Source organism: Armatimonas sp., assembly GCF_043760365.1.
GTDB lineage: Bacteria > Armatimonadota > Armatimonadia > Armatimonadales > Armatimonadaceae > Armatimonas.
The window spans coordinates 1-5,637 of the sequence record NZ_JAYUPA010000268.1; the positions used below are offsets into that span (position 1 = coordinate 1).

5 protein-coding genes are annotated in these 5,637 nt (G+C 51.1%); 4 read left to right on the forward strand and 1 reads right to left on the reverse strand.

The features are described from left to right. The 4 genes from ACH2EH_RS06430 to ACH2EH_RS06445 all read left to right on the forward strand — a co-directional run. Nucleotides 1–606, forward strand: a 606-nt coding sequence (locus tag ACH2EH_RS06430; protein WP_395140037.1) for a glycosyltransferase family 2 protein, incomplete at its 5' end; no start/stop codon positions are given. Nucleotides 607–658: 52 nt separating this feature from the next. Next, nucleotides 659–1,633, forward strand: a complete 975-nt coding sequence (locus tag ACH2EH_RS06435; RefSeq protein WP_395140039.1) for a glycosyltransferase family 2 protein — start codon at nt 659–661, stop codon at nt 1,631–1,633. Continuing rightward, nucleotides 1,630–2,868 (forward strand): glycosyltransferase family 4 protein, encoded by a 1,239-nt coding sequence (locus tag ACH2EH_RS06440; RefSeq protein WP_395140041.1) that lies wholly within the window; start codon nt 1,630–1,632, stop codon nt 2,866–2,868. Before ACH2EH_RS06435 ends, ACH2EH_RS06440 begins: the two co-directional genes overlap by 4 nt. Further along, nucleotides 2,861–3,859: a GDP-mannose 4,6-dehydratase gene (locus ACH2EH_RS06445; protein ID WP_395140043.1), complete on the forward strand. Its 999-nt coding sequence runs from the start codon at nt 2,861–2,863 to the stop codon at nt 3,857–3,859. Before ACH2EH_RS06440 ends, ACH2EH_RS06445 begins: the two co-directional genes overlap by 8 nt. On the opposite strand, the gene ACH2EH_RS06450 is transcribed toward ACH2EH_RS06445, so the two are convergent. Continuing rightward, on the reverse strand, nt 3,842–5,637 hold a 1,796-nt coding region (locus tag ACH2EH_RS06450; RefSeq protein ID WP_395140045.1), incomplete at its 5' end, for an ATP-binding protein. The two genes, ACH2EH_RS06445 and ACH2EH_RS06450, sit on opposite strands and share 18 nt — an antisense overlap.

Consider the following 5,637-nt stretch of genomic DNA (forward strand, 5'->3'; position numbering starts at 1 on the left):
ATTAGAGATGATATGACAGATGCTTGTGTAGGAGAAATTGTTATTGCGCACTATTTAGAGCGTGAATGGATGACTGATCTTCATCGTGCATGCCTTGCCCAGACCGTTTGGATAGATAAAGCTAATCCTGAATATTTGATCGGTGCGAATATGGCATTTAAGAGGACGATTTTAGATGTTATTCCTGGTTTTGATATCGAGATGGGGCCAGGGAAACTGGGTTTTGGTGATGATACTTTACTTTCATTGCAATTAATTGAAGCTGGTTTTCGCATTCAATTTTGTGAAAATGCTGTTGTTGAACACCATTTTCATGTTGATAGGTTATTGCATAAATCTTGGTTGAAGCGTGCTTATAATGCTGGAATGACTCAGGCATATATTGACTATAATTGGTTTCATAAAGATTATTTGGTGGAAGGATCGCGTTTTGCATATTTACGGATGAAATTAAGGTCGTTACGGAAAGGGTGGGGGGTGAATGCTAAAGAAGGAATTTCTGAAGCTGAATTTTACTATTATCATAGTAAAGGGTATTATAATTATTTTATAAATAATCGAACTGTGAGTCGTAAATATGATTATAAGGGTTTAATTAAAAAATGAGATTAGATTTAAATGTTTTTTATTGTGGCAGAACAATCTGGAGCTTTTTATTATGCCAAAGATAAGTGTCGTGACACCATGCTATAATGCGGAACGTTTTCTGGGGGCACTAATCGAAAGTGTGTTGTGTCAAGAATTTACCGATTGGGAATATGTAATTGTCGATGATGGAAGTACCGATGGGTCGCGATCTTTGGCTGAATCTTATGCGGCAAGAGATGCACGTATTTATGTTATAGCTCAGCCCAATGGAGGGGTAGCTAAAGCACGAAATATGGGTTTTAAAAGTTTGAAAAATGTATCTGACTATGTCTACTTTCTAGATGCCGATGATGTTATCGATCCGCAGCTTTTTCAGGTAGTTATTCGGTATCTTGATATTCATCCAGAGGTTGGGATGGTGCATACGGGGCATCACGTTATTGGAAATGACGGAGAACTTCTTCCTATTCAATATGAGCATGTTATGGGGCTTCCTCGTTTGGGAATTATGAATGGCCGAGTTTGCGAAATTCCTACGAGTCAAAAAAATACGACAATTGAAGCGATATTAGGCAATGCAGGAATTATTCCTAGTATCTCTGTTTTTCGTCGTGATATTTACGAACAGACTCCAGGGTTCGATGAAAAATTTGGTCAGCCGTATGAAGACTCGGATATTTTTCTTCATATGGCAATCCGGTCAGAAATACATTATTTGCCTGATAAGCTTGTGCTGTATCGTCGTCATTCTAGTCAGAATACGGCGAGTAATCTTGATGAAGAGCGATTCAATTATTTAGAAGGGCAAAGGGCTAAGCTGATAACGAAATGGATGGGATTAAGAGGCCTTGCTCCCGAACAACAGTTACGTTTGGATGAAGCGTTATTTAACTATCAGACGATAATTGTTGCATATCACGGATTTTCTCAAGCGGCTAAACTTTGGAAGGCACAACGCTTTTTAAAGGCTTTTCATTTCTGGGGTGGGGGTATTCGTCGTTTTTTGAGGTACTATTGTAGGCCTCGAAGGAATACCATGTCATGAAAATCCTGCTTGTTTCGCAGAATTATTTACCTTTTATTGGTGGCGTAGAAACTCATATTCGGCAAATTGCGCACGAATATCAGCATCGTGGGCATGATGTGTGTATCATAGCTATGAATTTTGGGGCGTTTAGAGGACACCCTCGCTTCGCGATGTTGCACACATCGCTACTTGCTCCTACGCATCCGGATGGAACAGATGGTCCCATTCCCATCTACTCTCTGGCACCACGCAGTGGAGTTGAACGGCTCCGTTTGGCACCGATTGCCCTACGAGCATTGCCTAAAATTCAGCGCTGGCTCTATCATCCACTGCATCGATTGGGATTCCCTGCCTATTCAGCGCTGATTGGGCCGTGTATTGCTGAGCACCTTGAGGGAGTGGATGTGGTGCACTCACTGGCGGGCGACTACCTTGGTTGGACGGCGCAACAGGAGGCAGATAGGCGTGGGATTCCCTTTGTCTGTACGCCTTTTGTGCACCCACAGCAGTGGGGCGATGGCCCCGATGATGCTGCGTTCTACAAGCGCTGTGCAGGTGTAATTGGACTGGTTCCCACCGACTCAGCCTACTTGCAGTCTTTGGGGGTTCCTGCCAAAAAAATACATACTATTGGGGTTTCACCTGAGCTTCCCGAAACGGTGGATGGAGAAGGGTTTCGGGAGCGCCACGGATTGGGAAACCTACCTGTAGTACTTTATGTGGGCAGGATGATGGTACAAAAGGGTGCGCGTGCCGTCGTTGAGGCTGCTCCTAAAGTCTGGATGACGCGGCCAGAGACACAGTTTTTGTTTATTGGGCCAGGCAGTCCGGAGGAGATCGCGATCTTTGAGGGAGCCGATCCACGTATGAAGTATTTGGGCAAAGTAAGTGCCCAGGAAAAAGGCGATGCACTGGCGGCTTGTGATGTGTTCTGCATGCCCTCAATGAGTGAGATCCTGCCGACGGTCTATTTGGAGGCATGGAGTCTGGGGAAGCCTATTGTGGGTGGTATGGCACATGGCCTTCCTGAATTGCTAGTGGATAGCGGTGGCGGGCTCTGTGCGGAGCAGAATGGTGAGGCAGTGGCGGTAGCGCTTCAGACTCTTCTGGGCAATCCTGCGAAACGCACCGAACTTGGTGAAGCGGGGCGTAAGCTCGTGGAGCAGAAATATTCGACCCAAGCTGTCGTAGATCAGCTTGAGGCGCTTTATGGGGCACTGGTTCAAAAGAAAGGGGCAATGAGAGTTGACTAGTCCAGAAGAAAAAGTGAAGGCATTGGCGGCACGTTTTGCCGGGCAGCAGGTGCTTGTGACGGGCGGGGCGGGGTTTATTGGCTCGCATTTGGTGGCTGTGCTGGGCGACGCTGGAGCCTATGTTACGGTTTTAGATAACTTACAGGCGGGTAAATGGAGCAATCTGGATGGAATTTCTGGAGTTGAGAAGCTCGAAGGTGATGTGAGAGAGGCTACTACGGTGGAGCCTTTGATCACGCGGCTTTCACCTGTTGCAGTCTTTCATCTCGCAGCGAATGCTTCTGTGCCTGGTTCTGTACAAGAGCCTGTCTATGACTATGAGGCTAATGCATCGGGAACTTTCGTCCTACTCAATGCCGTGAGAATCGCAGGAAACACCGCGCGTGTGGTTGCCATTTCCTCGGGAGCCGTCTATGGGGAACCACTGAGCTTTCCGATAACCGAGACTGATTTGCTTGCGCCCATCTCGCCCTACGGTGCCAGTAAGCTCTGTGCCGAGGTTATCTCACGAATGTTTGTACGTGTCTACAAAACTCCTGTGATTATTGCGCGGATCTTCAACGCCTACGGCCCGCGTATGGCCCGCTTTGTGGTGCTGGATTTCTTACGCAAGCTCAGGGCCAACCCTGCCAATCTGGAGATTCTGGGGACGGGGCAGCAGGTGCGAGACTTTACCTACGTGATGGACACCGTCCAAGGGCTCCTGACTTTGGCGGTAGAGGGTGAGGTTGGGGAGAGCTACAACTTGTCCTCTGGGGCCTACTGCTCTGTCACCCAGTTGGCGAAGCAGCTCATCGCAGTGCGTGGGCTCGCGGGGCAGACAACGCTTTCCTACACGGGTTCCTCGTGGGTAGGGGATGCGCAGCGCTGGGAGGTTGCCATTGAGCGGCTTAGGACTCTGGGCTATGTGCCACAGTTTGAACTCGACGAAGGACTCCGCCGCACGGCCGCGTGGTTTGATAACGAGGAAACGTCAGAGGCTAAGAGGTGAGAGCATCACACTTTCCTCCCAGAGACACTGCCACTCTTCTGCTGAGAGGGCCTCTGACGTTTTAGTCATGGCTTCGTCGCGGTAGGGATGCTCTTCTTCAACTTCGTCGTGGCCCTTGCGGAGAGCTGTGGCGCAGGCAAGATGCGCAGTGGCTCGGACAAAGTTATCTTGGCGTGCATGGAGGCAGGCTAAGGCGTCCAGTGCTTCTCCGCAGAAGACTGGTAACCCTATCTCATGCCGAAGCTGGACGCTCTCTTGGAGTGCCTGTTGGGCGTCTTCGTAGTGTCTTTGTTCGAGCCAGATCGTGCCCAGTGCATACTGGAGTCCTGCGATTGAGCGCTTCGTTCCCTGACGCCGCCGAAGCAGCAGCGCCTCGGTGAGTGAGAGAATCGCCTCAGCCCAGGTGCGTTGTGCGCGCTGTACCAACCCAAGATAGTAAAGAGAGAGCGCGAGCCAGCCCGGGTCGCCAAGTGCACGCCAGAGAGAGACACTTTCTTGAAGCCGCGTCTGTGCGTCGTCGTAGCGGTGCTCTAGGTAGGCCAGAACACCCAGATGGTGTAGCACCGTGACAATGCCACTGCGTAGCCCTAGTTTTCTGCGCAGGGTGAGTGCCTCTTCAAAAAAACGATGTGCTCGTCCGTAGTCACTTTGGCTACGGGCGATCAGGCCGAGTTGGGCGCTTGTCTCCGCCAGTCCGACTTCATCCCCAAGGGACTGGTAAAGGCTACGACTTTGTAAATTGTACTGCGTAGACTCTTCCAGGCTCCCTAGATTCCAGGTGAGATGCCCCAGGTTGGCCAGAACGCCTGCTTGGCCCGCTGTGTGCCCACTCCGTTGAAAGCACATCTGGCTCTGGTGATAGAGTGTGCGTGCCTCCTCTGAATCTCCCTCGTTCCAGCGCACCAGACCTTGTATTCTGAGTGCTTCGCCCTCTGTCCAAGTATCGTTCGTATGGCGAGCGCGTTTATGCGCTTCTGTTAGGTACTGATGTGCCTTGGCGTACTGACCTGTTTCGTAGGCGAGTATCCCTGCTCCCAACTGTGCGCGAACCCAATGATCGAGTCTCTTGTCCGTGCTGATCTCTAAAACGGCTTGTAATGTGCGAAGTCCTTCGTGCCAGTAGCCTCGCTCCCACCAGAATGTCCAGAGGTTCGCGGCGAGGTGGAGGGCTTGCGAGGGGGAGGTTTCCAGGGCATTTTCGAGAGCAAGCCGAAGATTGTCGTAGGTCGCTTCGAGGGTGTCGTGCCAGAGCCGACGCTCTGCGGGCAAGAATTGGTTCCTGGCAGCCTTCTCCACTTGTTGGCAAGCATAGCGCAAATAGCCCCAGCGCGCGGTGCGACCCGATTCGCCTAGGCCCTGCTCCATGACATACTCCCGGACTGTTTCGAGAAGGCGGTACTGACCTGTCTCTGGGGAAAAGGCAATCAGCGATTTTTCGACGAGAGAGGGGAGAAGGCTCAGGCTATTGGGGCAGGCCGCCTCGCTGACTTCCAGAGAGAATGGGCTGGGGAAGATCGCAAGCTGGCGCAGCGCCTCTTGTTCGTCGGAAGTCAGGAGTGCCCAGCTCCAGTCCATGGTGGCACGGAGAGTCTGCTGCCGTCGGAGTGCGGAGCGGTTTCCTCCCGTGAGCAGATCAAAACGAGCATCCACGCGTCGGACAAGCTCCTCAAGGGGAAGGCTCGCGATGCGTGCGGCGGCCAGCTCGATGGCGAAAGGCAGATCGTCAAGACGGGTACAGAGCTGGTGCACTAAGGGAGTGTTTTTTTCGGTGAGTGTCC

Bases quoted from the DNA above. Each gene is read 5' to 3' on its own strand.
- ACH2EH_RS06440 (WP_395140041.1), top strand. From the start codon at position 1,630: ATGAAAATCCTGCTTGTTTCGCAGAATTATTTACCTTTTATTGGTGGC.
- ACH2EH_RS06435 (WP_395140039.1), top strand. From the start codon at position 659: ATGCCAAAGATAAGTGTCGTGACACCATGCTATAATGCGGAACGTTTT.